The 26092-nt window shown below is 71.3% G+C and carries 25 protein-coding genes; 10 read left to right on the top strand and 15 right to left on the bottom strand.

Annotated features, from left to right (window positions below):
* Positions 1 to 177 precede the first annotated feature (177 nt).
* The 8 genes from FCI23_RS06180 to infC form a co-directional block, all read right to left on the bottom strand.
* Entirely contained in the window at positions 178 to 405 is a 228-nt protein-coding gene (locus FCI23_RS06180; RefSeq protein ID WP_136722425.1) for a hypothetical protein, read from the bottom strand.
* Between the two features lie 198 nt (positions 406 to 603).
* A complete protein-coding gene (gene pheT, locus FCI23_RS06175) occupies positions 604 to 3096 on the bottom strand; it encodes a phenylalanine--tRNA ligase subunit beta (RefSeq protein ID WP_136722424.1) in 2493 nt (830 codons plus the stop codon).
* On the bottom strand, positions 3096 to 4217 hold the full coding sequence (pheS, locus tag FCI23_RS06170) for a phenylalanine--tRNA ligase subunit alpha (protein WP_136722423.1): 1122 nt from the start codon (positions 4215 to 4217) through the stop codon (positions 3096 to 3098). The genes pheT and pheS overlap by 1 nt, the downstream gene beginning before the upstream one ends.
* A 145-nt stretch (positions 4218 to 4362) precedes the next feature.
* Positions 4363 to 5499 (bottom strand): sensor histidine kinase, encoded by a 1137-nt coding sequence (locus FCI23_RS06165; protein WP_246143422.1) that lies wholly within the window; start codon positions 5497 to 5499, stop codon positions 4363 to 4365.
* 40 nt (positions 5500 to 5539) lie between these two features.
* A complete protein-coding gene (locus tag FCI23_RS06160; protein ID WP_136722422.1) occupies positions 5540 to 6394 on the bottom strand; it encodes a TrmH family RNA methyltransferase in 855 nt (284 codons plus the stop codon).
* 138 nt (positions 6395 to 6532) lie between these two features.
* Entirely contained in the window at positions 6533 to 6925 is a 393-nt protein-coding gene (rplT, locus tag FCI23_RS06155) for a 50S ribosomal protein L20 (RefSeq protein WP_136722421.1), read from the bottom strand.
* Between the two features lie 100 nt (positions 6926 to 7025).
* Positions 7026 to 7220, bottom strand: coding sequence for a 50S ribosomal protein L35 (gene rpmI / locus FCI23_RS06150; RefSeq protein ID WP_136722420.1), 195 nt, complete (start codon positions 7218 to 7220; stop codon positions 7026 to 7028).
* Between the two features lie 110 nt (positions 7221 to 7330).
* Positions 7331 to 8035: a translation initiation factor IF-3 gene (gene infC, locus FCI23_RS06145; RefSeq protein WP_136722419.1), complete on the bottom strand. Its 705-nt coding sequence runs from the start codon at positions 8033 to 8035 to the stop codon at positions 7331 to 7333.
* 286 nt (positions 8036 to 8321) lie between these two features.
* Between infC and FCI23_RS06140 the strand changes: the two genes are divergently transcribed.
* Positions 8322 to 8711, top strand: coding sequence for a DUF1844 domain-containing protein (locus FCI23_RS06140; protein ID WP_136722418.1), 390 nt, complete (start codon positions 8322 to 8324; stop codon positions 8709 to 8711).
* 15 nt (positions 8712 to 8726) lie between these two features.
* Here FCI23_RS06140 and FCI23_RS06135 read toward each other — a convergent pair whose 3' ends face one another.
* Positions 8727 to 9482, bottom strand: coding sequence for an SseB family protein (locus FCI23_RS06135; RefSeq protein WP_136722417.1), 756 nt, complete (start codon positions 9480 to 9482; stop codon positions 8727 to 8729).
* Between the two features lie 199 nt (positions 9483 to 9681).
* Between FCI23_RS06135 and FCI23_RS06130 the strand changes: the two genes are divergently transcribed.
* On the top strand, positions 9682 to 10617 hold the full coding sequence (locus FCI23_RS06130; RefSeq protein WP_246143420.1) for a serine hydrolase: 936 nt from the start codon (positions 9682 to 9684) through the stop codon (positions 10615 to 10617).
* Here FCI23_RS06130 and mycP read toward each other — a convergent pair.
* Both mycP and FCI23_RS06120 read right to left on the bottom strand, forming a co-directional pair.
* Positions 10586 to 11803, bottom strand: coding sequence for a type VII secretion-associated serine protease mycosin (mycP, locus tag FCI23_RS06125; RefSeq protein ID WP_136722415.1), 1218 nt, complete (start codon positions 11801 to 11803; stop codon positions 10586 to 10588). The two genes, FCI23_RS06130 and mycP, sit on opposite strands and share 32 nt — an antisense overlap.
* The gene (locus FCI23_RS06120; RefSeq protein WP_246143418.1) at positions 11800 to 12543 is read right to left on the bottom strand and encodes a hypothetical protein; all 744 of its coding nucleotides are present in this window, start codon (positions 12541 to 12543) and stop codon (positions 11800 to 11802) included. The genes mycP and FCI23_RS06120 overlap by 4 nt, the downstream gene beginning before the upstream one ends.
* A 671-nt stretch (positions 12544 to 13214) precedes the next feature.
* On the opposite strand from FCI23_RS06120, the gene FCI23_RS06115 reads away from it, so the two are divergent.
* From FCI23_RS06115 to FCI23_RS06100, 4 genes are all read left to right on the top strand, one after another.
* Positions 13215 to 14417 (top strand): amino acid deaminase/aldolase, encoded by a 1203-nt coding sequence (locus tag FCI23_RS06115; protein ID WP_136722414.1) that lies wholly within the window; start codon positions 13215 to 13217, stop codon positions 14415 to 14417.
* Positions 14418 to 14561: 144 nt separating this feature from the next.
* A complete protein-coding gene (locus tag FCI23_RS06110) occupies positions 14562 to 15209 on the top strand; it encodes a GNAT family N-acetyltransferase (protein ID WP_136722413.1) in 648 nt (215 codons plus the stop codon).
* Positions 15206 to 16165, top strand: coding sequence for an aminoglycoside phosphotransferase family protein (locus FCI23_RS06105; protein ID WP_136722412.1), 960 nt, complete (start codon positions 15206 to 15208; stop codon positions 16163 to 16165). Before FCI23_RS06110 ends, FCI23_RS06105 begins: the two co-directional genes overlap by 4 nt.
* Positions 16162 to 16614 (top strand): GNAT family N-acetyltransferase, encoded by a 453-nt coding sequence (locus FCI23_RS06100; protein WP_136722411.1) that lies wholly within the window; start codon positions 16162 to 16164, stop codon positions 16612 to 16614. Before FCI23_RS06105 ends, FCI23_RS06100 begins: the two co-directional genes overlap by 4 nt.
* Here FCI23_RS06100 and FCI23_RS06095 read toward each other — a convergent pair.
* Complete coding sequence (locus FCI23_RS06095) at positions 16598 to 17332, bottom strand: gamma-glutamyl-gamma-aminobutyrate hydrolase family protein (protein WP_136722410.1); 735 nt, start codon at positions 17330 to 17332, stop codon at positions 16598 to 16600. The genes FCI23_RS06100 and FCI23_RS06095 overlap by 17 nt on opposite strands.
* Positions 17333 to 17383: 51 nt before the next feature.
* Here FCI23_RS06095 and FCI23_RS06090 point away from each other — a divergent pair, with 51 nt between their 5' ends.
* The 4 genes from FCI23_RS06090 to FCI23_RS06075 are packed head-to-tail and all read left to right on the top strand — an operon-like array spanning position 17384 to position 21978.
* Positions 17384 to 18754: a glutamine synthetase family protein gene (locus FCI23_RS06090; RefSeq protein WP_136722409.1), complete on the top strand. Its 1371-nt coding sequence runs from the start codon at positions 17384 to 17386 to the stop codon at positions 18752 to 18754.
* A gap of 10 nt (positions 18755 to 18764) precedes the next feature.
* A complete protein-coding gene (locus FCI23_RS06085) occupies positions 18765 to 20144 on the top strand; it encodes an aldehyde dehydrogenase family protein (RefSeq protein WP_246143416.1) in 1380 nt (459 codons plus the stop codon).
* Positions 20145 to 20147: 3 nt separating this feature from the next.
* A complete protein-coding gene (locus tag FCI23_RS06080; RefSeq protein ID WP_136722408.1) occupies positions 20148 to 20933 on the top strand; it encodes a 3-oxoacyl-ACP reductase in 786 nt (261 codons plus the stop codon).
* A gap of 49 nt (positions 20934 to 20982) precedes the next feature.
* A complete protein-coding gene (locus tag FCI23_RS06075) occupies positions 20983 to 21978 on the top strand; it encodes a DUF2510 domain-containing protein (protein ID WP_136722407.1) in 996 nt (331 codons plus the stop codon).
* A gap of 232 nt (positions 21979 to 22210) precedes the next feature.
* Here FCI23_RS06075 and FCI23_RS06070 read toward each other — a convergent pair whose 3' ends face one another.
* The 3 genes from FCI23_RS06070 to FCI23_RS06060 all read right to left on the bottom strand — a co-directional run bounded on the left by FCI23_RS06070 (position 22211) and on the right by FCI23_RS06060 (position 25944).
* Positions 22211 to 22915: a helical backbone metal receptor gene (locus FCI23_RS06070; protein ID WP_136722574.1), complete on the bottom strand. Its 705-nt coding sequence runs from the start codon at positions 22913 to 22915 to the stop codon at positions 22211 to 22213.
* A gap of 142 nt (positions 22916 to 23057) precedes the next feature.
* On the bottom strand, positions 23058 to 24860 hold the full coding sequence (locus FCI23_RS06065) for an ABC transporter permease/substrate binding protein (RefSeq protein ID WP_136722406.1): 1803 nt from the start codon (positions 24858 to 24860) through the stop codon (positions 23058 to 23060).
* Complete coding sequence (locus tag FCI23_RS06060) at positions 24853 to 25944, bottom strand: quaternary amine ABC transporter ATP-binding protein (RefSeq protein ID WP_136722405.1); 1092 nt, start codon at positions 25942 to 25944, stop codon at positions 24853 to 24855. Before FCI23_RS06060 ends, FCI23_RS06065 begins: the two co-directional genes overlap by 8 nt.
* Positions 25945 to 26092: the final 148 nt, after the last annotated feature.

The raw sequence follows: 26092 nt of genomic DNA, 5'->3' as shown, positions 1-26092 counted from the left end.
TGTGGGCAGGCGTGACGCAGGGCCGAGCAAAGCGAGATGGGGGCACCTCCCGGCCGAAGGCTGGGGGAGGTAGCTGGGGGGGAGGGTGGGCACAACACCGACCACCGGCCCGCACATGACCACGGGTCCAGGGGCGCAGGCGCCGGGTTCCCGGCGCCGGATGGTCAAACCGGAGGGTCAGAAGAGCGGGAGCAGCACAACGCGGTGGGCGTACCGCCCGGCACCGTCGGCACTGTCGGACGCGGCGACGACGGTGGTGCCGGAGTCTGCGGTGCGGCGTAGCTCGGCCCAGGCGAGATCGCGGGCGGGGGTGTCGGGGGGACCGTCGACGACGGCGGTGATCACGGTGCCGGGGCCGCCGCCGAAGGCGTGCGCCAACGCCTGGAGGAGCGACGTACGCGCCACGCCGTGCGGCCCGATGACGGCGAACAGTTCTTTCGGGTCCTTTGGGATGGCGGTCCACCCTTCTCGAAATGAGCGGTTTGCCCTTGTATGGACCAGCTCTATCAAGAGGGGGCCGTCATCAGCGGCACGGCGCTCCGGGCGGAATCCCCGTGGGGCGCGTCCGGATCACCGGACGCGCCCCACGGGGATGGTGCGGTGCTACGCGCCCCGCAGCACCGCGCCGGTGCGCGTCGAGGCAGCGGAGACAGCCGCGTCACGCGCCGCCGAGGCTTCCTCCGCGGTGAGGGTGCGGTCCGGAGCCCGGAAGCGCAGGGCGTAGGCGAGGGATTTCCTGCCCTCACCGATCTGGTCGCCGGTGAAGATGTCGAACAGCCGGAGGGACTCCAGGAGCTCGCCCGCGCCGGAGCGCAGCGCGGATTCGACATCGGCGGCCGGGACGGAGGAGTCGACGACAAGGGCGACATCCTGGGTGGCCACGGGGAAGGTGGAGACCTTGGGTGCCAGGACCGGGCCGGAAGAGGCGCGCTCCAAGCGGTCGAGGTCGAGCTCCATGGCGGAGGTGCGCCCCGGAAGGCCGAGCGCCTTGGTGACGCGGGGGTGGAGCTCACCGGCGTGGCCGACGAGGGCGTCCCCGGCGTAGAGCGCCGCGCAGCGGCCCGGGTGCCAGGGAGCGTGCTGGTCCTTGCGGACGGTCAGCTCGGCCCCGGCCTCGCGGGCGATGACGCGGGCCGCCTCGACGGCGTCGGCCCAGCCGGCCGGGTACCCGTTGCCCCACCAGCCGGCCTGCTCGCGGGCGCCGGAGAGCACGACGGCGACCTGGCGCGGCTGGCGCGGCAGTGCGGCGTCGAGCGCGGCGATCTCCTCGTCCGTGGGGCGGCGGTCGACCGGCAGTCGCGGCGGCGCCGGTTCCTCACCGGAAGGCCGGAAGACCAGTCCGGTCTCGAAGAGCGCCAGGTCATGGTTGCCCCGGCGGTCATTGCGCCGCAGCGCGCCCAGCAGCCCCGGCAGGAGCGTCGTGCGGAGCGCGGGCTCCTCGTCGGAGAGCGGGTTGGCCAGCTTGACGGTCAGACGGCGCGGGTCGTCCGCGTCGAGACCGAGTTCGTCGAAGGCGGCATCGCCGACGAAGGGGTAGTTCTCGACCTCTACATACCCGGCTCCGGCGAGCGCCCGGCCGACCCGGCGGCGCAGCTTCTGCGACTCGGTCAGCCCGCGCCCGGACGGCAGCTTCGGCAGGGTGGACGGCAGGTTCTCGTAGCCCTCCAGCCGGATGACCTCTTCGGCGAGGTCGTTCGGGTCGGTGAGGTCCGGGCGCCAGCTCGGTACGGTGACGATCAGCTCGTCGGAGCCGTCGACATGGCAGCCGATCTGCTGCAGGCGGCGCACCACGGTCTCCCGGCCGTACTCGGTGCCCGCGACGCGGTCCGGGTGGTCCGCCGGGACGGCGATGGTGTGCGGCACGGACGGGGCGGCGATCTCGGTGACCCCGGCCTCGGCGGTGCCTCCGGCAAGCAGCACCAGCAGGTCGACGGTCCGCTGTGCGGCTGCCGACGCGGCCTGCGGGTCGACCCCGCGCTCGAAGCGCTTGGACGCCTCGGAGGACAGCTTGTGACGGCGGGCGGTGCGGGCGATGGCGACCGGGTCGAAGTGCGCGGCCTCGATGACGACGTCCGTCGTGGGAGTCGCGCCACTGCCGTCGATCTCGGTGTTGGCGCCGCCCATCACCCCTGCCAGGCCGATCGGGCCTCGGTCGTCGGTGATCACCAGATCCTCGGGGTGGAGAGCGCGCTTGGCGCCGTCGAGGGTGGTGATGTGCTCGCCGGGCTCGGCGCGGCGCACACCGATGGTGCCCTCGACGCGGCTGCGGTCGTACGCGTGCAGCGGCTGGCCGAGCTCCAGCATCACGTAGTTCGTGATGTCGACGGTGAGCGAGACGGCCCGCATCCCGGCCTTCTGCAGTCGGCGCTGCAGCCAGATCGGGGACTGTGCCTCGGGGTCGAGGCCGGTCACCGTACGGGCGGTGAAGCGGTCGCAGCCGGCCGGGTCGGAGACCTTGACCGGGTAGCCGTAGGCGTTGGGGCCGGGGACGTCGATCAGCGCCGGGTCGCCCAGCGGCACCCCGTAGGCGATGGCGGTCTCGCGGGCGACGCCGCGCATCGACAGGCAGTAGCCGCGGTCGGGGGTGACGGCGATGTCGAGGACCTCGTCGACGAGTTCCAGCAGCTCTATGGCGTCGGTGCCGGTCTCGTACTCCGGCGGGAGCACGATGATGCCGTCGTGGTCGCCGGAGATGCCGAGCTCGGCGGCGGAGCAGATCATGCCGTGCGAGTTGTGGCCGTAGGTCTTGCGCGCGGAGATCTCGAAGTTTCCGGGCAGCACACCGCCGGGGAGGATGACGACGACCTTGTCGCCGACGGCGAAGTTCCGGGCGCCGCAGACGATCTCCTGCGGCGCGCCGGACCCATTGGCGTCGCCGACGTCGACGGTGCAGAAGCGGATGGGCTTCTTGAAGCCTTCCAGCTCCTCGATGGTGAGGACCTTGCCGACGACCAGCGGGCCCTTGAGACCGGCGCCGAGCTGCTCGACGGTCTCGACCTCCAGGCCGACGGAAACGAGCTTGGCCTGGACGTCGCGGCCGGTCTCACCGGCGGGCAGTTCGACGTACTCCCGCAGCCAAGAAAGCGGGACCCGCATCAGATCTCCATCCCGAACGGAAGGGTGAAGCGAATGTCACCCTCGACGATGTCCCGCATGTCCTCGACGTTGTGGCGGAACATGAGCATCCGCTCGATGCCGAAGCCGAAGGCGAAACCGCTGTACTTCTGGGGGTCGACACCGCAGGCGGTCAGCACTCTGGGGTTGACCATGCCGCAGCCGCCGAGCTCGATCCAGCCCTCGCTGCCGCAGGTCCGGCAGGGGCGGTCGGGGTTGCCGACCGACTCGCCGCGGCAGACGTAGCAGACCATGTCCATCTCGGCGGACGGCTCGGTGAACGGGAAGAAGTTCGGCCGCAGCCGGGTCTTCATGTCGTCACCGAAGAGCGCCTGGACCATGTGGTCGAGGGTGCCCCTGAGGTCGGCCATGGTCAGGCCCTCGTCGATGGCGAGCAGCTCGACCTGGTTGAAGACCGGGGTGTGGGTGGCGTCCAGCTCGTCGGTGCGGTAGACCCGGCCGGGACAGATCACGTAGACCGGGGGCTCGCGGTCGATCATCGAGCGGATCTGCACGGGCGAGGTGTGCGTACGGAGCACGACGCCCGACTCAGGCTCGCCCTTGGCGCCCTGCACGAAGAAGGTGTCCTGCATCTCCCGGGCGGGGTGGTCCGGCGGGAAGTTCAGCGCGTCGAAGTTGAACCACTCGGCCTCGGCCTCGGGGCCCTCGGCGACCGCGTAGCCCATGGCCACGAAGACATCGGCGATCCGGTCGGCGAAGGTGGTCATCGGGTGCCGGGCACCGGCCGGGCGGCGGTCGTAGGGGAGGGTGACGTCCACCGCCTCCTCGACCAGCACGCGCTCGTCGCGCTCGGCCTCCAGCACCTCCTGGCGGGCCGCAAGCGCCTTGTTGACCGCGGCGCGGGCCTGGCCGACGCGCTTGCCGGCGTCGGCCTTGGCGTGCGGCGGCAGCGCGCCGATCTCGCGGTTGGCCAGAGCGATCGGCGAGCGGTCGCCGATGTGTGCGATCTTGACCTCGCGCAGCGCGTCCAGATCGGCGGCTTCGGCGATCGCGGTGAGCGCCTCGTCGCGCCTGCGCTCGATCTCTTCCGGTTTCAGTGCCTCGACCTCGACAGGGTCGTACGACTTGTTGGGTGCCGACATCTCTTCCGTTCCGATTCTGGTGCGCGTTGCGCGGCCTGCCCGACTCCGCACATGCCAAACATGCCAAAGGCCGAGTCTACTGGGCTCGCGGGCACTGGTCTGATGGGTGCTGCCACGCCCGTCGGGGGTTGCTCAGCGCAACTGCTCAGGCCAGGTAGGCCGGCGCCCCGACGGGCAGGATAAATCGGAACTGAGCGCCGCTGCCGGGCGCACGGCCGACCGCGATGGACCCGCCGTGGGCCTCGACGATGCCCTTGACGATGTAGAGGCCCAGGCCGGTGCCACCGCGCTTGCTGCCCCGCCAAAAGCGGGTGAAGACGCGGCCCACCGACTCCTCGGGGATACCGGGGCCTTCGTCGCTCACGGTGACTGCCGTTCCTTCGGTGCCGTCCTTGGACGGTGCGGATGAGACCTCAATGGTGACAGTACCCCCACCGTGCCGCACCGCGTTTTCCAGCAGATTGCCGAGAACCTGGTCGATCTTGTCGGGATCCGCCCAGAGCGCGGGCAGCGCGTCGGCGACCCGCAGCGCGAAGCGGTCGGCGGGCTGCCCGGCCGCGACATGCGCGTCGACGTGCTTCTTCACCGCCGCGGCGATGTCGACGGGCTGGCGGCGCACCTCCAGCCGGCCGGAGTCGATCCGGGAGATGTCGAGCAGCTCGGCGATCAGCCGGGTGACGCGGTTGGCGTCGGCGTCGACGGTTTCCAGCATCAGCTTCTTCTGGTCCTCGGTGAACCGCTCCCATTTGGCGAGCAGCGTGGCCGTGAAGCCCTTGACCGAGGTGAGCGGGGAGCGCAACTCGTGCGCGACGGTGGCGATCAGCTCGGCGTGGCTGCGCTCGGTGCGGCGCCGCGCCTCGGTGCCGCGCAGCGCGACGATGAGCCGCCGCACCGGTCCGGTGGGGTGGTCGCGTACGTATCGCGCGGAGACCAGCACCTCACGGCCGCCGGGCAGCAGCAGATTCCGCTCGGGCTGGCCGGTGCGGATGGCCAGGCCGTGGTACGGGTCGGTGAGCGGCCACCAGCGGTGGCCTTCGATGTCCTCCAGCGGCAGCACCCGGTCGATCGGCAGACCAAGGGCCTCGGCGGGGTGCAGCGCGGTGATCCGGGCAGCGGCGGCATTGAAGCAGATCACCCTGCCGCTTTCGTCGGCGACCACCAGCCCGTCCGGCAGGTCGTCGGGCCTCAGCCCGAGCCCGTCGAAACCGTCGGCTCCCTGTGGGACCGGATCCCGGCCCCCCGAGGCAGCCGGAGCCGCGCTGCCGGCCATGCTGCCGTCCATCCCCGTATCCCCCTCTCAGGGCCCCCGGAGCGCCACCCTACTAGCTGAATGTGACGGAACGGCACCCTCCGGATGCGCGCTGCGCCCGTGCGGACGCGTAGAGGCACACTGCGGCGGCCGTGGCGAGGTTGAGGCTCTCCGCCCTGCCGTGGATCGGCACCCGCACCACCTCGTCGGCCAGAGCGCGGGTCTGCGCCGGAAGGCCCCAGGCCTCATTGCCGAAGATCCACGCGGTGGGGCCGCCCATCGTGCCCTCGTCCAGCTCCGCGTCCAGGTCCCGCTCCCCCGCCCCATCGGCCGCGAGCAGGCGTACGCCGGCTTCCCGCAGGCCCGCGACGGCCTGCTCGACCGTCACCCCGACGGCGACCGGCAGGTGGAAGAGGCTGCCCGCCGAGGCCCGCACGGATTTCGCGTTGTACAGGTCGACGGAGGCGTCGGTGAGTACCACCGCGTCCGCTCCGGCGGCATCGGCGCAGCGCAGCACGGTGCCGGCGTTGCCGGGGTCGCGGACATGCGCGAGTACGGCGACCAGCTTCGGGCGCGCGCGCAGGATGTCCTCGAACGGTACGTCCAGGAAGCGGCAGAGGCCGACGATGCCCTGCGGCGTGACGGTGTCGCACATCTCGGCGACGACCTCGTCGGTCGCGGTGAGAACGGGCGCTCCCGCGGCGCGGGCGGCGGCGATGATGTCGGCGTGCCGCTCACTCGCCTCCGGCGTCGCATAGAGCTCGATGAGCGTGCGCTCCTCGCCGCCACGGTGTGCGACGGCCTCGCGCACCGCCTGAGGGCCTTCGGCGATGAAGCGCCGCTCCTTCCCCCGGAAGCCGCGCTTCGCCAGGCGGCGGGCCGCGGTGACGCGCGGCGATCGCAGGGAGGTCAGCTCGGGGCTCGCCATGGGGTGTGGTGCACTCACTTCCGGGTGGGATGAACGCCCGGCACGGTCCGGCGCCGGACCGTGCCGGGACCGGGACGCGCGCGGACCCGCAGGCGATCCGCCTGCGGGTCCGGTGCCGGTCGTGCGGCTCAGCGCGGGTCAGGCCGCGGAGGCTGCCTTCGGCGCGTTGACGTCAGCCGGAAGGGCCTTCTGGGCAACCTCGACCAGGGCGGCGAACGCAGCGGCGTCGTTGACCGCGAGCTCGGCGAGGATCTTGCGGTCGACCTCGACCTGGGCGGCCTTCAGGCCCTGGATGAAGCGGTTGTAGGTGATGCCGTTGGCGCGGGCAGCGGCGTTGATGCGCTGGATCCACAGCTGGCGGAAATCGCCCTTGCGCTTCTTGCGGTCGTTGTAGTTGTAGACGAGGGAGTGGGTGACCTGCTCCTTCGCCTTGCGGTACAGGCGGGAGCGCTGCCCACGGTAGCCGCTGGCCTGCTCGAGGATCGCCCGGCGCTTCTTCTGGGCGTTGACTGCCCGCTTGACGCGTGCCACTTGATAACTCCTTCTAGGGGACCGCGGTGGTAATCACGCGGACCGAAAGCGAATGGGTCCCGGTCGTAACTCGCGCCTCCTGGTCCAGGAGGCGCGGCCGTCACTTGCCGAGAAGCTTCTTGATCTTCTTGGCGTCGCCCGGGGCCAGCTCGACGATGCCGGTCAGGGCACGGGTCTTGCTCGACGGCTTGTGCTCAAGCAGGTGACGCTTGCCGGCGCGCTCGCGCATCACCTTGCCGGAGCCGGTGATCTTGAACCGCTTGCTCGCACCGCTGTGCGTCTTGTTCTTCGGCATGGCGCCGTAGTCTCCTCGTCGCTGGCCCTCCCGTCCGCTCGGAAGCGGACGGAGAGCGTCAGTACTTCATTGCATGACCCGGAGCGGCGCTCCGGGACCTGACGTCGCCGTCAGCTGTCCTCGGCGGGAGCGTCGTGCTCGAGCTGCTCACGTTCGTGCTGCTCGTACTGCTCCACTTCCACGTCGGACGGATCCTGCGGCAGGCGACCGGCCTTGCGAGCGGCCTGCGCCTCGCGGGCTTCGGCCATCGCCTCGGTCTTCTTCTTGTGCGGACCGAGGACCATGATCATGTTTCGGCCGTCCTGCTTCGGCGCGGACTCCACGAAGCCCAGCTCCTGGACGTCGCCAGCCAGCCGCTGGAGCAGCCGGTGACCGAGCTCCGGCCGCGACTGCTCACGGCCGCGGAACATGATCGTGATCTTGACCTTGTCGCCCTGCTTGAGGAACCGGACGACGTGACCCTTTTTGGTGTCGTAGTCGTGCGGGTCGATCTTCGGCCGGAGCTTCATCTCCTTGATGACCGTGTGCGCCTGGTTCTTGCGCGCCTCACGGGCCTTCATGGCCGACTCGTATTTGAACTTTCCGTAGTCCATGAGCTTGCACACGGGCGGACGTGCGTTCGCCGCGACCTCGACCAAGTCCAGGTCGTACTCCTGCGCAAGCTCCAGGGCTTTGGCAAGCGGCACAATGCCGACCTGCTCGCCGCTGGGACCGACGAGTCGCACCTCGGGGACGCGAATCCGGTCGTTGATGCGGGGCTCGGCGCTGATGGGGCCTCCTCGGTTGCACCACGCGGCTGACTGGCCGACAGCCACGTAACGTCTGTCATCGACCCCGTAGCGAAGGCGCAAAAAACGCCCCGTACGGGTCACAGGCGGGGCTCCTCACAACCGGGAGCACCGCCGCGTTATTCCGCGGGGCGCATCGGGCAACGCCGCAGCGCTACCTGACCGGAACCTGCAGACCTTTCGGTCGGCCAGGTGGGAGATCGGAGCCTCCACTTGTGGGCCGGTCACATGTGTGTCCGGCCGGTCGATCTCCAAGCATACCAGCGTCTGACCGCAGACCGTAATCGTCCGGACGGGGCCTATCGTGTGGGACATGAGCGACGCGATCCCTCGTCATGACGAGCATGACGAGCACGACAAGAACGACAGCCCTGACTTCGACACCATGACCCGCGACATCGCGGATGTCCCCGCGGTCGAGGTGATCACGACGGTCGCCGTCCACCTCATGAGCGCCGCCGCGGTCAATCTGGGTCTCGCCGAGGAGGGCACCGCCCACAAGGACCTCGACGAGGCCCGCAAGCTCATCACGTCCCTCGCCGGCCTGGTCACCGCCGGCGCGCCCGAGATCGGCTCCTATCACGCGGCTCCGCTGCGTGACGGCCTGAAGTCCCTCCAGCTCGCCTTCCGGGAGGCCTCCGTGGTGGCGGACGAGCCGGGCCAGGGGCCGGGCGAGAAATTCACCGGGCCGGTCATCGGCTGAGCCTGCTTTCCAGCTTCAGCGGCTGAAGAGGGGCTCCCCCGGCAGCACGGCCTCCGGCGGCAGAAGGGCGAGGTCCAGGCCCCGGACGAGGCCCGCGCGCAGGGTGTCGTCGGCGGCGAGCGCCGTAGCGACGCGCTGGGCAGCCTCGCGGACGGGGATGCCCGGGGCGATGACCAGGCCGAGGGTGCCGTCGGAGCCGGCGGCGCGGGACAGATGGGCACGCAGCACCCCCGGCTCGGCGGCGACCGCGTCACGCACCGCCCGCAGGACGGCGGGGTCGGCCAGCGGGTCGACACGGTCGCGGCCCTCGGCGAGCGCCCGCAGGGCGGCCCCGGCCAGGGCGAAGGGCACGGGTCCTGACATGTCGATGAGAAGAGTGTCGGCCTTCTCGTGGGCGAGCGCCTGGAGCGCCTGCCGGAGGGGCACGGCCACCGGGCGGGCGTCGGAGCGCCAGCGGGCCAACGTGCCGGTGGAGGTGAACGCGGGGAGGGCCCGGCGGCCGTCCGCTGCCTGGATGGTCGGCACGGCCATGTCGCTGCTCTTCTCGCGCCGCAGGCTTCCGCCCGCCCTTCCGGCTGCCTCCGCCACCTCCTCCGTCTCACCGAGGATCGCGACCACGGGCACCAGCAGACGCACGTCCCGCAGAGCTGTCAGTACGTCCGGCTCGGCCGCGGGGTCGGCCGCGTAGGCGGCGAGAGCGGCGGTGAGCCGTGGGTCGGCCGAACCGTCGTCGTCGGAGAAACCGGGGTCCGGAATGTTCTTGAGCGCCACGGGGCGAGGGTATCCGGGCACCGCGGGTGAATTTTCTTACGGGCCCTTAAGACGGCTCTCACCGGGCACGTAGGTTCGATATCTAGCGTCCACGGGCATGGAGTCCGAGACACCTGAAAGACCCAGCTCACGGCCACGGCAGGCCGCACGGCCCCGCTCTCGCGCCCGCGCCCGTCGCAAGCGCAGAACCGTCATATATGTGGCGCTCGCCACAACGGTGCTGGTGGGTGGCGGAGTCGGAACCGCCGCCTATACGAAGACGCGGTCGCACGGCTCGAACGAGTCGCAGTCCGTGGCGGACACCACGACTGCCGGCCCCTCCGCCTCTTCCACCACCAGTGCCGCCTCCTCCAGCGGCGTCTCGCACGCCGTGGCCGCGAAGGTGAGTACGGAGCCCGCTGTGGACTGGGACAAAGCGCTGAGCGACGCGCTCGACAATGTGACCGGCGGCGCTGACGCCCGCTACTCCGTGGCGATCCTGGACACCAAGTCCGGTAAGAGCGCGGTGCACGGTGACGGCTCGTACGACACCGCGAGCATCGTCAAGGTCGACATCCTCGCCTCCCTGCTGCTGCAGGCGCAGGACGACAACCGGCATCTGACGACGCAGGAGAACGCGTACGCCAAGGTGATGATCCAGAACAGCGACAACACGGCCGCCACGGCCCTGTGGAAGTCGATCGGCTACGCGGACGGCCTGGAGGCGGCGAACAAGCGCCTCGGACTGACCGAGACCGCAGGCGGCAGCGGCGTTCTGTGGGGCCTCACCCAGACCACGGCCGCGGACCAACTCAAGCTGCTGAAGGCGGTGTTCGGTGACAGTTCGGTGCTGAGCAACGCCTCGCAGGCGTACATCCAGACGCTGATGGGCCAGGTCGAGACCGACCAGGACTGGGGCGTCCCCAGCGCGGCCACCGGCGACTACGCCGTCAAGAACGGCTGGCTGCAGCGGACCACGACCCTGCTGTGGGACATAAACAGCATCGGCCGGGTGACGGCCGACGGGCACACCTACCTCGTGGCCGTGGTCTCCAAGGGGAGTACGACACAGGCCAAGGGCATCGCACTGGTCGAGGAGGCCGCGCAGGCCGCGGTGAAGGGCTTCACGAAGGCTGCGGAGGAAGCGACTTCCTGAGCCGCCGTCTGGGCCGCGGCCACAGCGCGCACGCCACCGCCACCAACCCGGCTCCAGCCGCGGCGCAGGCCAGCGCCAGGCCATCGCCCATCCCGCCGCCGCGCTGACCTCCCGTGGCGCGCAGGATGGCCGGGCCCGAGCCGAAGTACGTACCCGAGTAAGGCGACGGCGAGGGCACCGGGCTCTCCGGTTTGAGACTCGCGGCCGCCTTGAGAGCGGCCGCCGGGTCCACGAAGCCGGTGCCCAGGGAGTCGTCGCGGCCCGCGGCTGGCGTGTCGCGGGTGGTGTCCTCCAGCAGCCGCTTGATCTGCGCCGGGCTCAGTTTCGGGTAGGCCGAGCGGATCAGCGCGGCCGTACCCGACACATATGCGGAGGCTGTGCTGGTGCCCCAGCCCTCGTAATAGCTCCGGTCGGGGTCGGCTATGACCACATCCACGCCGGGCGCGGACACGGCCGCGTACCAGCGGCGGGTGGAGAAGGACGCGTGATTGCCGTAACGGTCCGCCGCAGCGACCGCGATCACACCGGGGTAGGCGGCGGGGTACGAGGCCCGGTCGCCGTTCTCGCCGCCGTTGCCGGCCGAGGCGACCACGACCACGCCCTTGCTCAGCGCGTACTGGACCGCCTCGTCCTCCAGCTTCTCGGGGTGAGCGGTCCTGCTGTCGTCGCCGAGCGAGAGATTGATGACGTCCGCCCCGTGGTCCGCGGCCCAGCGGATGCCTTCCGCCAGCGCGCCGCCACGCGTGGTGCGGGCCTTCTTCCGCTGCGGGTCCTTGTCCTCCAGGATCACCCTTACCGGCAGGATCTTCGCCTCCGGCGCGATGCCCAGCACCCCATCGGAGTTGCCCGGGCCGTGGCCGTGCCCGGCGATGATCCCGGCCATCCCGGTCCCGTGCCGAGCCCACGAGCTGTCGCCACGCTTCGCCCCGAACCCGACCATGTCCTTGCCGGGCAGCACCTGCCCGGTGAGGTCGGGGTGCGTGCCGTCCACCCCGGTGTCGAGCACCGCGACGGTGATGCCCTTGCCCTGCGTGGTGCGCCAGGCATGCTGGGCGTGGAGAGCGTCCAGGGCCCAGTCGGCGTCCCGCACGGCGTCGGCCTGCGCGGGGGCGGCCGACAGCAGCGCGAGGGCGAGGGCCGCGGCAGCAGCGGCGGCGAAGGCGGCCGGCCGGCGCGAGGGACTCATCGCGGCGCCCCCGAAGGGGTGACGGTGAGGGATTCGGCGGCGGCGCGGGCGCGGGTGTCGAGCGAGTTCGCGAGGGCGAGCGCGTCATTGCCCAGGCCGGACTGCCCGGGAGCGGTGGTGGCGCCCTTCGCGGTGGCGGCGGACACGGGCTGCGGGACCGGGACAGCACGGCCGTCGGCGAAGCCGCTCACCGCGTAGACGATGACGGGAAGATCGGTCGCTATGCCAACGGTCCAGCTGGCACGCTGCTTGTCGCCGAACCCGGCGGCGGGGGTCCCGGCGAAGGCCACCGAACGGGGGATCAGATCGGCCCGGGAGTCCAGGTGCTGGGAGCTCCAACGGGCACTCAGCTTGCGCATACCGGCCGCATCAGTGCTGGTGACGAGCAGCCCGACCGTGGTGACACTGCTGGAGGTCGCGTCGGTGTAGGTGGCGCGCAGCAGCCGCACACAGCCGGCCGGGGCGAGCACTTTGGCCAGCAGCGGATCGAACGCGTCGGCGCAGTTTCCGGCCGGGGCGACCCCCACCCGGGTCCAGGTGCGGGCAGCGCCGCCGGGGCCCGCGGCGGCGCTGTGCAGCGTGGCCGGGAAGAACGTGTTGACCGGGGTGCTGTGCCACAGGCCACGGCTGAGGCCGAACGTGCGGGCCGACTGCTCGGCGGCCGTCAGCTGGGGAGTGCCGGGTTCGTGGTTGATCCACTCGCCTGCCGCGGCGCCGCCCAGCAGCCCGAGGCCGAGCACCAGGCACAGGGCGGCGGCCGCGCTCCGGGGCCGCGGCGACGCCGCGTGATGACCCGGGGCCGGGTCGCGGTCGGGCGGTTCGGCCGCCCACGCGGGCGGCCCCCAGGGCTCCGGATCGCCCGCGCCGGTCCCGGAGGCCTCTGACCAAGGTGCCTCTGACCGCGGCGGGTACGGCGGTCCCGGCGGGCCGTGACGGCCCGGCGGCGCCTGCCCCGGGTGCGCCTCCGGGGGCGGGTAGGCGGACGCGGGCGGCGGTATGGGATGCCGTCGCTGTGTTACGAAGCCCGGGTGCGGTGGCGCCGGGCGCGGCCCGACTCCCCCGCTGTCGACTCCGGTGCTCACCCGGCGCCCCCTCGTCAGATGTATTGGCGCAGCTTGCGCGCCACTCTACGGGTTTCGGCGCACCAACCGCCCGTGTAGCGCTGATCACTTGCTCTTGTCCCCCGGTAGCGGGTAGGGCCTGGACAGGCCCTACCCGCTACCGGGGATGTCTGCCGTCGGGGAGCGGCGTCCGCTGCGTACGATCGCAAGGCGGCCGCAGGCTCTCGATGGGGGTCCCCCCTGCTCGAGCGAAGCCGAGAGCTTGGGGGAGGAACTGCTCGGGCCTTCGGCACCTCCCGCCGCGCATTTGGGGGTTGTCTCTTTCGAAAGCACGGTGACAAGCTGCGCGCATGCCTGAACGAGCAGCTGACAGAGTCCGGTACGACCGCGCCACCGCCCATCTCGACGCTCCCGTGGCCATCGTGGACCTGGAGGCGTTCGACGCCAACGCCGCCGACCTGGTGCGGCGGGCGGGCGGCAAACCGATACGGGTGGCCTCCAAGTCCGTGCGCTGCCGGGCCCTGTTGGAGCGGGTGCTGGCGGGGGACGGCTTCGCCGGGATCATGTCGTTCACCCTGGCGGAGTCGCTGTGGCTGGCGCGGGCCGGCTTCGAGGACGTACTGCTGGCCTATCCGTCGGCGGACCGGGCGGCGTTCGCGGAACTGGCCGCCGACCCCAAGCTCGCGGCCGCGGTGACGGTGATGGTCGACGACGTGGCGCAGCTTGACCTGATCGACGCGGCCCGCGGGGGCGGCTCGGAGATCGTCCGGGTCTGCCTCGAACTGGACACCTCTTTGCGGATGCTGGGTGGCCGGGTGCGGATCGGGGCGTTGCGCTCTCCGCTGCGCGACCCGGCCCAGCTGGCCGGGCTGGCCAGGTCGGTGGCGCGGCGGCCCGGGTTCCGGCTGGTGGGGATCATGGCGTACGAGGGCCATGTGGCCGGGGTCGGCGACTCCGTCGCTGGGCGGCCCTTCCGCTCCCGGGCGATCCGGCTGATGCAGGCCGCGGCGCGCAAGGAGCTGGCGGCGCGGCGGGCCGAGGTGGTGAAGGCGGTGCGAGCGGTAGCGCCCGACCTGGAATTCGTCAACGGCGGCGGCACCGGCAGTGTGCAACACACGGCGGCGGAGGACGCGGTCACGGAGATCGCCGCCGGGTCGGGGCTCTTCGTACCGCGGCTGTTCGACAACTACACGTCATTCCGGGGGCGCCCGGCCGCGCTCTTCGCCCAGCCGGTGGTGCGCCGGCCCGGCGTCGGCATCGTCACCGTGCTGGGCGGCGGCTACCCGGCGTCGGGCGCGGCGGGTCCTGACCGGCTGCCGGTGCCGTATCTGCCGGAGGGGCTGCGCTACGACCCGCAAGAGGGCCCCGGCGAGGTGCAGACGCCGCTGATCGGCGCGCCTGCCGACGACCTGCTGATCGGCGACAAGGTGTGGTTCCGGCACGCGAAGGCGGGTGAGCTGTGCGAGCGGTTCGAGGCGCTGCAACTGGTCGAGGGTGACCGGGTGACCGCCTCGGTGCCGACGTACCGGGGCGAGGGCAAGACGTTCCTTTGACTGCTCAGAGGCCGTGCGAATAAGGTGAATTGGAGGAAGGAGCGGGGCCAGGCGCCGCCCATCGGCACGCGACGCCGCCCCGCCTGTTCGCGCGGCCTCTTAATTCGTTCGACCGCAGGTCGCGGCCTCCGGCAGGCTCTCTTCATGGAGACGCGTCACTGGCCCCTGTACGGGCTGCGCATCACGACACCTCGGCTGGAGCTGCGGCTGCCGGACGTCGGGCTGCTCGATGAGCTGGCGGCAGTCGCCGCGGACGGCATTCACGATCCGTCGTGGACGCCGTTCAGCTTCCCGTGGACCGATGTCGGCTCCGCCGAGCGCGGCCGTGGGGTCTTCCAGCACGTACTCCGTACGATCGGCGAGTGGCGGCCGGAGAAATGGGCGCTGAGCCTCGCTGTGTCGTCCGAGGGCAAGGTCGTCGGGCGGCAGGACCTCAGCGCGACCGACTTCGCGGTGACCCGCGAGACCGACAGCGGTTCGTGGCTCGGCATGGCCCACCAGGGACTGGGCATCGGCACGGAGATGCGGGCCGCTGTGCTGCATCTGGCGTTCGAGGGACTGGGCGCACGATGCGCCACCTCGGGCGCGATGACGGACAACCCGCGTTCGCTCGGCGTCTCGCGGAAGCTCGGCTACCGGCCGGACGGCCTCATGGTGCACTCCGTACGCGGACAGGCCCGTACGGTGCAGCGGCTGCGCCTGGACCGCGCGGGCTGGGAGGCGCACCGCACCGTCCCGGTGGAGGTGCACGGGCTGGAGCCGTGCCTGGCCCTCTTCGGGGTGGGACGATGAGCGGCACGCCCGCCGCGGGCGTGCGAATGCTCTGGGCCGCCGTGCCCGCCGACGTACGGGCGAAGGCCGAGGCGCGCCTGGGGGCGCCGGTGGTGGAGGCGGCGAACCAGAGCGGCGGGTTCTCCCCGGGCGTGGCGGCGCGGCTGAGGCTGGCCGACGGGCGGCGGGCGTTCGTGAAGGCCGTGAGCCCGGCACAGAATCCCGAGTCGCCCGGGATCTACCGCGACGAGGTGTGGATCTCCTCGGCACTCCCGCCCACCGCACCCGCGCCCCGCCTCCTGGCCTCCTTCGACGAGGACGGCTGGGTCGTGCTGCTCTTCGAGGACGTCGAGGGCCGGATGCCGCAAGAGCCCTGGGTCCCGGCCGAGTTGGACCGGGTCCTGCACGCGCTCGCGGAGCTGGCGGAGAGCCTGACGCCCACACCCGTGGCCGCCCCGCCCGTGGCGGCGCGGCTCAAGGAGTCCTTCCGCGGCTGGCGGAGGCTCGTCGCGGCCCGGAACGGCGGCGCGGACGACCTCACCGGCCTCGACCCGTGGGCCGTGCTCCGCCTCGACCGCCTCGCGGACCTGGAGTCCGGCTGGCCGGAGGCGCTCGCCGGGACCACGCTGGCCCACTGCGACCTGAGGGCCGACAACCTCCTCCTCACGCCGGACGGCCGGGTCGTGGTCGTTGACTGGCCCTGGGCGTGCGTGGCCGCACCGTGGTTCGACCTGCTCGGGATGCTGCCCAGTGTGGCGATGCGGGGCGGCCCGGACCCGGAGGAGGTGTTCACCGCCCACCCGGTGTCCAAGGGCGCCGACCCCGCCCATGTGACGTGCGCGCTGGCGGCACTCACCGGCATGTTCCTGGACGGCGCCCGCCAGCCCCCGCCGCCAGGCCTGCCGACCCTGCGCGCCTTCCAGCAGGCTCAGGGGGACGCGGCCTTGGCGTGGCTGGAGCATAGGCTGCGGCCATGAGTGATCTTCAGTTCCGGCGGGCCACCGCGGCCGGCATACCCGGGATCGTCGCCATGTTCGCCGACGACGGGCTCGGCAGGGGCCGCGAGACGCCCGACGACCTGGCGCCGTACTACGCCGCATACGAGCGCGTCGCCGCCGACCCGGGCCAACATCTCACCGTGGCCGAGCGGGACGGCCGGCTCGTCGGCGTACTGCAGCTGACCGTCGTCCCGGGACTTTCCCGCCGGGGCGCGACCCGCTCGATCATCGAGGCGGTCCGGGTACACCGCGACGCACGCGGCACCGGTCTCGGTACGCGGCTGATGGAGTGGGCCATCGAGGAGTCGCGCCGCCTGGGCTGCACCCTGGTCCAGCTGACCTCGGACACGGCCCGCACCGAGGCGCACCGCTTCTACGAGCGGCTCGGCTTCTCCGGTTCGCACATCGGCTTCAAGCTGCAGCTGTGACCAGCGCGCGCATCACCCGTTCGTCCTCGCCCATCTCCGGGTGCCACTGCACGCCCAGGACGAAGCGCTCGCCGGGCAGCTCGACGGCCTCGGGAGTGCCGTCCTCGGCGTGGGCGCTCACCACCAGCCCGCGCCCGAGGCGGTCCACCGCCTGGTGGTGGAAAGCCGGGACGGATACGGCCTCGGGCTCGATGGCCGCGTAGCGGGTGCCGGACACGGGCTTGACGGTGTGCTCACCGAAGACGCCGGGGGTCCCGGCGTGCCCGTCAAGGTGCTGGACGAGTGTCCCGCCGAGCGCGACGTTGAGCAGCTGATGGCCTCGGCAGATGCCCAGCAGCGCAATGCCGGCCGCCAGCGCGGCGTCGATGAGCGCGAGCTCCCAGGCATCCCGCTCCGGTGCGGGCGGCCCGGTCCGTGGATCGGGCACGGCTTCGTACCGTACGGGCTCGACGTCCGGGCCGCCCGCGATGACCAGCCCGTCCAGCCGCGCCACGACCTGCGCGGCGGCGGCCGGAACGTCCGGCGGGAGCATCGCGGCCAGGCCGCCCGCGCGCTGTACGAGACGCGGATAGCCGTCGGGCAGCAGTGCCGCGGGCAGCCGCCAGGCGCCCCAGCGCACGTCCTGCTCCAGGTATGTACTGATTCCGATCAGTGGTCGCGACACGCGCGGCACAGAAACCTCCTGGGCTCTTCTGCGACGTAACCGTACCCAAACCATCCTCCGAACCCATAACTTTGGATCATTCTCGGGCTGACAGGAGGCACTTCCGTGGCAGACCGCACGCCACCACTGACCGTCGACGCGCTGCGCGACCTGGTCGAGACCGGGGAGATCGACACCGTTGTCGTCGCCTTCACCGATATGCAGGGCCGTCTCCAGGGCAAGAGATTCGCCGCCCGCCACTTCCTCGACGACGTTCTGGAACACGGCACGGAAGGGTGCAACTACCTGCTGGCCGTTGACGCCGACATGAACACCGTCGACGGCTACGCCATGTCGTCCTGGGAGCGCGGCTACGGCGACTTCGCCATGCATCCCGATCTCGTCACCCTGCGCCGTACTCCCTGGGACGCGGCCACCGCTCTGGTCACCGCCGACCTCGCCTGGCCGGACGGCGGACCGGTGGTGGCCTCGCCGCGCCAGATCCTCCGCCGCCAGCTGGACCGTCTGGCCGAACTCGGCTGGTCGGCGCACGTCGGCACCGAGCTGGAGTTCATCGTCTTCCGCGACACATATGAGCAGGCCTGGACCGGCGGCTACCGCGATCTCACCCCGGCCAACCAGTACAACGTGGACTACTCGCTCCTCGGCACCGGCCGGATCGAGCCCCTGTTGCGCCGGATCCGCAACGAGATGGGCGCGGCCGGCATGCGCGTGGAGTCCGCGAAGGGCGAGTGCAATCTCGGGCAGCACGAGATCGCTTTCCGCTACGACGAGGCGCTGACCACCTGCGACCAGCACAGCGTCTACAAGACCGGTGCCAAGGCGATCGCCTCCCAGGAGGGCACGGCGCTCACCTTCATGGCGAAGTACGACGCCAGGGAGGGCAACTCCTGCCACATCCACCTGTCCCTGCGGGACGAGAACGGCACCCCGGTCTTCGCGGGCGACGGCCCCGGCGGAATGTCCGACACGATGCGGCACTTCCTGGCCGGACAACTCGCCGCGCTCCGCGACTTCGCACTGCTCTACGCGCCGAACATCAACTCCTACAAACGGTTCCGGCCGGGCTCCTTCGCCCCCACCGCCGTCGCCTGGGGCCATGACAACCGCACCTGCGCGCTGCGCGTCGTCGGCCACTCCCCCGCAGCGCTCCGCTTCGAGAACCGGGTCCCGGGCGGCGATGTGAACCCGTACCTCGCCGTCGCCGGGATGGTCGCGGCCGGGCTGTACGGGATCGAGCACAAGCTCACCCTTGCCGAGCCGGTCACCGGCAACGCCTACACCGCCGAAGGCGTCGAGCATGTCCCCGCAACGCTCCGGGAGGCGGCCGCACTGTGGGAGGCGAGCACCGTCGCACGGGCCGCTTTCGGCGACGAGGTCGTCGCGCACTATCTGAACACGGCCCGCGTGGAGCAGGACGCTTACGACACCGCCGTGACCGACTGGGAGCGGTACCGCTCCTTCGAACGCATGTGAGGAACTGTCCGTGCCCGACGTGGAAGTGCTGAGCCTGGAAGTGCTGAATCCGGCCACCGAAGAGGTGGTCGCCACTGTGCCCGCGGCGCGGCCGCACGATGTCGACGCGGCCGTGGTGCGGGCCGCGCGGGCCCAGACGGGGTGGGCGGCCCTGGCCCCCGCCGACCGGGCCCGGCTGCTGCGCCGCTTCGCGGCCGTCGTCGACGGCAACATCGAGGAACTGGCCCGGCTGGAGGTCCAGGAAGCCGGCCACACCATCGGCAACGCCCGCTGGGAGGCGGGCAATGTCCGCGATCTGCTCGACTACGCGGCCGGAGGAGTGGAGCGGCTCAGCGGCCGCCAGATCCCGGTCCCCGGCGGTATCGACATCACTTTCCTCGAACCTCTCGGCGTGGTCGGCGTCATCGCGCCCTGGAACTTCCCCATGCCGATCGCCGCCTGGGGCATCGCGCCCGCCCTCGCGGCGGGCAACGCGGTGATTCTCAAGCCCGCCGAGACCACCCCGCTCACCGCGCTCCGGCTGGCCCGGCTCGCCCTGGAGGCGGGGCTGCCCGAAGACCTCTTCCAGGTGCTGCCCGGCACCGGGCCGGTGGCGGGCGCGGCGCTCGTGGAGCACCCCGGCGTCGCGAAGATCGTCTTCACCGGGTCCACGGCCGTCGGCAAGCGGATCATGGCCAAGTGCGCGGACAGCCTCAAGCGGATCACCCTGGAACTCGGCGGTAAGTCCCCGAACATCGTCTTCGCCGACGCCGACCTCGAAAAAGCCGCGGCCACCGCCCCCATGTCCTTCCTGGACAACGCCGGCCAGGACTGCTGCGCCCGTAGTCGCCTTCTGGTGCAGCGCGAGGTCTACGACCGCTTCCTGGAGCTCCTGGAACCGGCCGTGCGGTCCGTCACCGTCGGCGACCCCGCCGACCCGCACACCGCCATGGGCCCGCTGATCTCCGCCGTACAGCTGGGCCGGGTACGGTCCTACGTCCCGGAAACCGCCCCGGTGGCCATCCGGGGCACCGCTCCCGCCGGGAAGGGCTTCTGGTACCCGCCGACCGTCCTGGCCCCCACCGGGGAGGCGGACCGCAGCGCCACCGAGGAGATCTTCGGCCCGGTCGCCGTCGTCCTTCCCTTCACCGACGAGGCCGACGCCCTGCGGCTGGCCAACGCCACCCCCTACGGCCTGGCAGGCTCGGTCTGGACCCGTGACATCGGCCGCGCCCTGCGGCTGGCCCGGGGCACCGCGGCCGGGAACCTGTCGGTGAACTCGCACAGCTCGGTCCGGTACTGGACGCCGTTCGGCGGCTTCAAGCAGTCCGGGCTCGGCCGCGAACTGGGCCCCGACGCACTCGCGGCCTTCACCGAGACCAAGAACGTATTCATCAGCACGGAGGACTGATCCATGACCGAAACAGCAGCAGTGTGCCGCCGTCTGGTGGGCCGCACCGCGGTGATCACCGGGGCGGGCAGCGGGATCGGCCTCGCCACCGCGCGCCGGTTCGCCTCCGAGGGCGCGCGAGTGGTGTGCGGCGACATCGACGAGAGCTCCGGCAAGGCCGCGGCCGATGAGGTCGGCGGGCTCTTCGTCAAGGTCGATGTGACCGACCCGGAGCAGGTGGAGGGGCTCTTCAAAGCCGCGTACGACACCTACGGCTCAGTCGACATCGCCTTCAACAACGCCGGCATCTCCCCGCCGGACGACGACTCGATCCTCACCACCGGCCTGGAGGCCTGGAAGCGGGTCCAGGACGTGAACCTGACGTCCGTCTACCTGTGCTGCAAGGCGGCGCTTCCGTATATGCGCCGCCAGGGCCGGGGCTCGATCATCAACACGGCGAGTTTTGTCGCCGTCATGGGCGCCGCGACCTCGCAGATCTCGTACACCGCGTCCAAGGGCGGGGTCCTGGCGATGTCACGTGAACTGGGTGTGCAGTTCGCGCGGGAGGGTATCCGCGTCAACGCCCTGTGCCCGGGGCCGGTGAACACCCCGCTGCTCCAGGAACTCTTCGCGAAGGACCCCGAGCGGGCCGCCCGCCGTCTGGTGCACATCCCGCTGGGGCGGTTCGCCGAGGCGGACGAGATCGCGGCGGCCGTGGCCTTTCTTGCCAGCGACGACTCCTCCTTCATCACCGGATCGCAATTCCTGGTGGATGGAGGGATTGCGGGTGCCTACGTGACCCCGCTCTAATAGCCAACGATTCACAGGATTCTCATCCTCTGGCCCTAAGGTGACGCGCGTGACGACAGCGACCCCGCCCGGCTGGTATCCAGAGCCCGGGCACGAAGGCAACGGCCCGGCCCTGGAACGCTGGTGGGACGGGAACGAGTGGACCGAGTACACCCGCACCGCCCAGGCCGGGATACCCGGCCCCGGCGGCGCCGGGTACCCCGACTACCCCGGCTATCCCGGCTATTCCGGCGACGTGGTGGCCGGCGGGTCCAGCGGGCCCGGACGGCAGCGTGGGAAGGTCGCCATCGGCATCATCGCCGCCCTCGTGGTCGTGGGCGGCGTGGTCGGCGGCGTGATCGCCCTCAACAGCGGCAACAGCAGCGGCACCACCGCCGACCCCGGTCCGTCCGCCTCGGCCACCGCCCCGGGTGGCCTCGGCCCCGGCCAGGAGGGGGGCAACGGCGGCCTCGGCGGATCGGGCGGCGGCTTCGGAGGCCCCAGCGCGCAGCCGAGCGCCCCGTCGACCACGGACCCCGGCTTCGCCGTGGACGCCCTCGACGGGATCAGCCTGCCCGTCCCGGCCGGCTGGACGGGCCAGACGACCACGGACGGCCTGGCCAATGTGGAGATCGGCACCTACGCCTGCCCCGGCGACGCGACCCAGAAGTGCTCTCGCGGCGGCGCGTTCTCGGTGCCCGCCGCAGCGGTCAAGATCACAGCGACCACGGCCGAGGGTGCCGCCAAGCAGGACATCTCGCAGAACGCCGCGGAGTCCTACAGCAAGGCGACGTACGGCGGCATCACCTCCCACAAGGTGCTGAAGTCGCAGAAGGTCACCGTCGCCGGCCAGCAGGGTTACCTCGTCCGCTGGCAGGTCGTGACCAAGCTGGGCGACGACGGCTACGTCCAGTCGGTGGTCTTCCCGTCCCCCGCGAGCTCCAGCAACCTCGTCGTGGTCCGCTACGGCTTCGACATCAACGCCAAGGCGCCGAAGCTGTCCGTCATGGACGAGATCACCAAGGGCATCAAGGTTTCGGGCACGACGAGCGGCACTGGCGTCTGACGGCGCGGGGCTCTGCCCTGACCGGGGTGCCCACAACGGGGGGGCAAAATCCAGCCGTCCGGCGTTTGGGGACCGGGGGTCCCTCCCACGCCCGCCAGGGCGTAGGAGGCGGGTCCGGGGCGGAGCCCCCCACGCGGCGCCAGCCGCAAATCGGACGGAGTCGGGAAGGGGCGGGGAGGGGACAGCGCCGCAGGCGACCCCCACCCCCCGCCCCATCCCCGCCGGGCCCGCCCTAGCAGCCGAGCGCAGCGCCCAGTGCGCCGGGCGCCTCCGCCAGCGACGGGCCGTACCACGTCAGGTGGCGGCCGCCGACCAGCGCGGAAGGCAGGCCCGGAAAGGCCTCGGGGCCGTCCTCGGCCGTGAAGCGGTAAGGCTCGTCGGGCAGGACGACGAGCTCGGCCTGGGAGGCGTTGAGCTCCTTGAGCGGGACCCGCGGATACCGCTCGGCGTGCTGGGCGTACACATTGTCGATGCCGAGACGGGCAAGCAGGTCGCCCGCGAAGGTGTCGCGGCCCAGCACCATCCAGGGCCGCCGCCAGATGGGCACGACTGCCCGCAGGCGGCGCCTTGGAGACCGTACGTCCCGCCAGGCGGCCTCGGCCGCGTCCAGCCAGCCGGGACGGGGCAGCCCGCAGCCGTGCACCAGGACGCGGTGCAGTTCGGCGAAGGCCTGCTCCAGAGATCGAACCTCGGTAACCATGACCGTGAGCCCGGCCTGCCGCAGGGCGGCGAGGTCGGGCTCACGGTTCTCCTCCTCGTTGGCGATCACCAGGTCCGGCGCGAGGGCGATGATGCCCTTGGTGTCGGGGTTCTTGGTGCCGCCGATCCGCTTCACGTCCAGGCCGGGCGGGTGGCTGCACCAGTCGGTGGCGCCGACGAGCAGACCGGGCGCGGTGGCCGCCACGGCCTCGGTGAGCGAAGGCACGAGGCAGACCACGCGCGACACGGCGGAGGGGTTCGTCACCCCACCACCGTACGGCCGGTGCTCCGCGGGTCGGCCATGGTGAAGACCCTGTCGCTGAAGCCGCCGATCTCGGCACCGCCTCGGACACGGAGACGGGGAAGGGTCCGCTCGGGGCTCAGGAGGCCACGGGCGCCATCTTGGCCTCGACGCCCGGGTTGGCGTCCAGCCAGCGGCGGGCGGACTCCTTCTCGCTGCCCTTGCCACCCTTCTGGATTTCCAGTTCGAGGGAGGCGAGCTGCTTCTCCGTGAGGTGGAAGTTCTTCAGCCAGCCGTTGAACTTCGGGAAGTCCGTGGCGAAGTTCTTCTTGGCGACCGTGTGGATCTGGTCTCCCTTGCCCCAGGCCCCCTTGGGGTCCTTGAGTTTCTTCAGGTCGTACTTGCCGTAGGCCCAGTGCGGGGACCACAGGGTGACGACGACGGGCTCCTTCTTCTTGATGGACCGGTCCAGTTCCGCGAGCATCGACGCGGTGCTGGAGGCGACGACCTTGTACTCGCCGTTCAGGCCGTAGGCCCCGAGAACCTTGTTGTTGAGGGTGCCCATCATTCCGGCGCTCGGTTCGATGCCGATGATCCGGCCGTTGAAGGTCGAGGCCTTGCCCTTGAGGTCCGCGAGGGAGTTGACGTCCTTCACATACGACGGCACCGTGAGCTCGAGTGATGTCGGCCCGTACCAGGCCCCGACGTCGGTGAGGTCCTTGCCGTACTTGTCCCAGTAGGTCTTGTGCGTCGTCGGCAGCCAGCCGTCGAACTGGACGTCCATCTGCCCGTTGGCCAGGGCCGTGTAGAGCGGCCCCGGGTCGAGCTGCTGCAGCTTGGGCTTGTAGCCGCGGTCCTCCAGGACGTTCTGCCACAGGTACGTAGCGGCGATGCCCTCGTCCCAGGGGAAGTAGCCGATGCTGACCTGCTTGCCGTGTCCGACGTCGTCGGCCCCGGAGACCTTGCTCCGGGAACCGCCGGAGGTGAGGTTCAGGCCGCTCGCGACGAGCGCGAGGACGATGACGCCGACGACCGTGACGGCGGTGCCGGGCCGGTAGTTCAGGAACCCCGGCCCACGCGGCGAGGCGGCGGCCTTGGCGAGGGCGCGGCGGCCGAGCGGGGAGACCCGCTGGTTGAGGGCGCCGGTCATCCGGTCCAGGTACATGGCGAGGATCACGACGGCGAGGCCGCTCTCGAAGCCGAGACCGATGTCGACCTGGGTGACCGCGGAGTAGACGGACTGGCCGAGCCCGGCGGCTCCCGCCATGCCGGCGATGACCACCATGGACAGCGCCAGCATGATGACCTGGTTGACGCCGGCCATGACGGTGGGCAGCGCCAGCGGGAACTGCACCCGGAAGAGGGTGTCACGCGGGCTGGTGCCGAAGGCCTCGGCGGCCTCCACGAGTTCGGGGTCGACCTGGCGGATGCCGAGTTCCGTCATCCGTACACCGGGCGGCATCGAGAAGATGATGGTCGCGATGAGGCCGGGGGTGATGCCGATGCTGAAGAAGACCACACCGGGGATCAGGTAGACGAAGGCGGGCATCGTCTGCATGAAGTCCAGGACCGGCCGCAGGGTGGCGCTGACGGTGCCGCTTCGGGCAGCCCAGACCCCCAGCGGAACGGCCACCAGGATCGTGATGACACTCGCGACGACCACCAGCGACAGCGTGGCCATCGCCTGGTCCCACAGCCCGACGGAGTCGATCACCAGGAATCCGGCGAAGGCGAGTACGGCGGCGAGCAGCCCGCGCAGCCACCAGGCGAGCACCGTGAGGATGCCGGCCATCAGCAGCGGGCCGGGGGCGCCCAGACACGCGTTGACCGCGTCGTACATCCCGGTGAGTACGGTGTTGATGAAGTCGAAGAGCCATCCGAGGTGCGACTGGAGCCAGTTGACGCCGTGCTCCACCCACGTGCCGATGCCGAGCCTAGGCACTGAGGGCCTCCTCGCTCGGGTTGCCGCCCCGGTCGACGGCGCCGCTGCCCCCGTCGTCACCGGGCGCGTCCTCGCCGAGCGCGGCGAGCAGCCGGGACTGCGATACGACTCCGAGCAGCTTCCCCGCCTCGTCCTTCACCGCGACGGGGTGGGGCGAATGGGCGCTGACGGTACACAGGTCGGCGATGGGGAGCTCGGGGGACACGGTCTCGCCCTCGCCGTTCCCGGCGTCGAGGCGGTGCGGCTTCTCCATGATCGACCTCGCGGTGAGCACCCGTGCGCGGTCGACGTCCTGGACGAAGCGGGCCACGTAGTCATTGGCCGGCTGCGTGAGGATGTCCTCGGCCGTGCCGATCTGGACGATCCGGCCGTCGTGCATGACGGCGATGCGGTCGCCGAGGCGCATGGCCTCGTTCAGGTCATGTGTGATGAACACGATGGTCTTGTGCAGCTCCTGCTGCAGTTCGAGAAGCTGATCCTGCATGTCACGGCGGATCAGCGGGTCGAGCGCGCTGAAGGACTCGTCCATGAGCAGCACATCGGCGTCGGTGGCCAGCGCGCGGGCGAGGCCGACACGCTGCTGCATGCCGCCCGAGAGCTCGTCGGGCCACGACTTCTGCCAGCCGCCGAGCCCGGTGGTCTCCAGTGCCTCGGCGGCCCGGCGCTCGCGCTCGGCACGGGAAACGCCCTGCACCTCAAGGCCGTAGGCGGCGTTCTCGAGCACGCTGCGGTGCGGGAAGAGCGCGAAGTGCTGGAAGACCATGCTGATGCCGTGCGAGCGCACCCGGCGCAGCTCGCGTGCGTCCAGCGACGTCAGGTCCTGGCCGTCGAGGAGCACCCGGCCGGCGGTTGGTGCCAGTAGTCCGTTGAGTGTGCGCAGCAGGGTGGACTTCCCTGACCCGGACAGTCCCATGACGACGAAGATCTCGCCCTCGCGCACGTCGAAGGTGGCGTCGATCACCGCCGCCGTCGTACCGTCCTCGCGCAGTTCGTCACGGTCGGCGCCTTCCTTGATTCTGCGCACTCCGTCTTCGGGTCGTCGCCCGAACACCTTGTACAGATGCTCGGCTTGCAGCCTGGACACATAAACCTCTCGGGTCGTACTGAGGACGACCCGCCGCCCCCGCTGGCGGGTCGTGGAGCGCTCCGGGATCGGCCCGGGGATGCCTGTGGTGCCTTCCCGCGACATCGGGTTGCCGTCGGGCGCGCTCCGAGGGCGGCTGCTGCCCGCG

Origin of the sequence: Actinacidiphila oryziradicis (genome assembly GCF_005047355.1) — a bacterium.
Classification (GTDB): domain Bacteria; phylum Actinomycetota; class Actinomycetes; order Streptomycetales; family Streptomycetaceae; genus Actinacidiphila; species Actinacidiphila oryziradicis.
The sequence above is the reverse complement of the archived record's forward strand: the minus strand, read 5'-3'. Positions and strand labels throughout refer to the sequence as shown.

Bases quoted from the DNA above. Each gene is read 5' to 3' on its own strand.
- pheT (WP_136722424.1), bottom strand. From the start codon at position 3,096: ATGCGGGTCCCGCTTTCTTGGCTGCGGGAGTACGTCGAACTGCCCGCC.
- pheS (WP_136722423.1), bottom strand. From the start codon at position 4,217: ATGTCGGCACCCAACAAGTCGTACGACCCTGTCGAGGTCGAGGCACTG.
- FCI23_RS06165 (WP_246143422.1), bottom strand. From the start codon at position 5,499: ATGGACGGCAGCATGGCCGGCAGCGCGGCTCCGGCTGCCTCGGGGGGC.
- FCI23_RS06160 (WP_136722422.1), bottom strand. From the start codon at position 6,394: ATGGCGAGCCCCGAGCTGACCTCCCTGCGATCGCCGCGCGTCACCGCG.
- rpmI (WP_136722420.1), bottom strand. From the start codon at position 7,220: ATGCCGAAGAACAAGACGCACAGCGGTGCGAGCAAGCGGTTCAAGATC.
- FCI23_RS06140 (WP_136722418.1), top strand. From the start codon at position 8,322: ATGAGCGACGCGATCCCTCGTCATGACGAGCATGACGAGCACGACAAG.
- mycP (WP_136722415.1), bottom strand. From the start codon at position 11,803: ATGAGTCCCTCGCGCCGGCCGGCCGCCTTCGCCGCCGCTGCTGCCGCG.
- FCI23_RS06115 (WP_136722414.1), top strand. From the start codon at position 13,215: ATGCCTGAACGAGCAGCTGACAGAGTCCGGTACGACCGCGCCACCGCC.
- FCI23_RS06110 (WP_136722413.1), top strand. From the start codon at position 14,562: ATGGAGACGCGTCACTGGCCCCTGTACGGGCTGCGCATCACGACACCT.
- FCI23_RS06105 (WP_136722412.1), top strand. From the start codon at position 15,206: ATGAGCGGCACGCCCGCCGCGGGCGTGCGAATGCTCTGGGCCGCCGTG.
- FCI23_RS06100 (WP_136722411.1), top strand. From the start codon at position 16,162: ATGAGTGATCTTCAGTTCCGGCGGGCCACCGCGGCCGGCATACCCGGG.
- FCI23_RS06095 (WP_136722410.1), bottom strand. From the start codon at position 17,332: ATGGTTTGGGTACGGTTACGTCGCAGAAGAGCCCAGGAGGTTTCTGTG.
- FCI23_RS06080 (WP_136722408.1), top strand. From the start codon at position 20,148: ATGACCGAAACAGCAGCAGTGTGCCGCCGTCTGGTGGGCCGCACCGCG.